The organism is Psychrobacter sp. T6-1, from assembly GCF_052258445.1.
The window spans coordinates 1-1812 of the sequence record NZ_JBQQFC010000395.1 but is presented as its reverse complement, the minus strand read 5'-3'; the positions used below and the strand labels follow the sequence as shown (position 1 = coordinate 1812).

General features: G+C 47.7%; 2 protein-coding genes. Both read right to left on the bottom strand.

Annotation, left to right across the window (positions count from 1 at the left end; translation table 11 throughout):
• Positions 1-362 (bottom strand): glutathione S-transferase N-terminal domain-containing protein (locus ACTXGO_RS13170; protein WP_443574840.1); only part of this gene is annotated, 362 nt, incomplete at its 3' end.
• Positions 363-435: 73 nt separating this feature from the next.
• The gene (locus tag ACTXGO_RS13165) at positions 436-1755 is read right to left on the bottom strand and encodes a short-chain fatty acid transporter (protein WP_443574839.1); all 1320 of its coding nucleotides are present in this window, start codon (positions 1753-1755) and stop codon (positions 436-438) included.
• Positions 1756-1812 lie beyond the last annotated feature (57 nt).

Sequence of the window (1812 nt, the reverse complement as noted above, 5' to 3'; positions counted from 1 at the left end):
GTCATTTCAAGATGACGATCTGCGTATTTGTAGCGATCCAGCCAGTGCTTAAACTCATGATCATTTTGATCGATCAGCGTATTGGCTTGCTGCAACACTTGGGCATCAAGCAAATCTTGCGGATCATTTTGCGCAAGCGCCCACTCCATGATCTCCCTACTCTCTTCAATCACTTGACCATCGCTCAGTTGCAATACAGGGACTGTACCCTTTGGGCTAATCGCTAGCATCTGCGCGGGTTTATCCTTTAGTACGATTTCTCGCAGTACAACTTGCTGCTCTGAGAACAAAATACCAAGCCTCGCCCGCATGGCATAAGGGCAGCGGCGAAAGGAATATAAGAGTGGCAAGGAAGCAGTCATAATCAGTCTCACGGTTGAAATACAAAAAAGACCTCACCAGTCTAGCAGGCAAGGTCTATTTATTGAGTGTTATTTATAAGAATAAGAGTCCTAAAGCGATTACCACGCCGCTGACGAGCAATACAATGACGCAAAAGCCCATGATATCTTTGGCTTTGAGTCCAGCAATGGCTAATGCTGGCAGAGCCCAAAATGGCTGAATCATGTTTGTCCAAGCATCGCCCCATGCCACCGCCATCGCAACGCGCGAAGGATCGCTTCCTAGCATGTCGGCCGCCTCTAACATAATTGGTGCTTGTACTGCCCACTGCCCGCCGCCTGATGGCACAAAGAAATTGACCAGCCCTGCGCTCAAAAAGGCAAAAAGTGGCAGCGTCTGCTCGGTTGAGACACTGACAAAAGCCTCAGACATTAACCCCGCCAACCCGGAGGCCGTCATCATCCCCATGATACCTGCATAAAATGGAAACTGAACGATGATAGCGCCTGCGCCCTTGACCGCCTCTTGTACTGCGATTAAGTATTTACGCGGCGTGCCATGAAATATAATACCAAGGAATAAAAACATAAAATTGACAAGATCAAGCGTTAACGCAAAGCCGTTTTGCACAAAATAATAAACGATAAAGGCAATCCCTAGTGCGCCAATTAGCATGGATAGGATCCAGCTGTTCTCCAAGCGCTCTGCTGGGGTCATCGCAGATTGAGCTGGCAGCTCCTCCTCGACTGGATCGATCAAAACTTTGGGATCGACAGTAACGGTATCCGCTTTGCTTGGCATCATCAAACGGTTGAGTAAAGGTATAATGATGACCAAAGCTGCCACGATGATTAAATTATAACTGGCAAATATCGTAGCACTGGTTGGGACAATACCTATCTGCTCAACGAATGGATGACCTTCGGTAGCGATAGATAGTGGAATTGAGCCTGAAAATCCTGCATGCCAAATGATAAAGCCAGAGTAAGCACTGGCAATCAGCAATCGATAGTCCACACCATGAACGCGCTTAGCCAGCTCTTTGGCGAATAATGCGCCGATCACCAAGCCAAAGCCCCAGTTGATCCAGCTTGCTGCAAGAGATACCAAGGTGACAAGTATAATCGCGCTGCTTGGTGAATGCGCAAAACCTGCCAGCTTACCCAGCCCCTTTTTGAATAAAGGGCTGCTGGCCAATACAAAGCCCGTAACCAGCACTAGCACCATCTGCATGGAGAACGCCAGCAATGCCCAGAAGCCCTCGCCCCAATAAGCGACCATCTCTACGGGCGAGGAATCGGTGAGACCTAACCCCATCACGAAAATGACAATCGTCAAAATAACGACGAATAAAAACGGATCTGGTAGATACTTCTCCATCAAGCTGTTCGAAAATCGTGTGATTGCTTTCATCTGAAGACTCCTTGTTTATCTAAACGTCCCTATAATTACCCATGCTATCTCATTGTT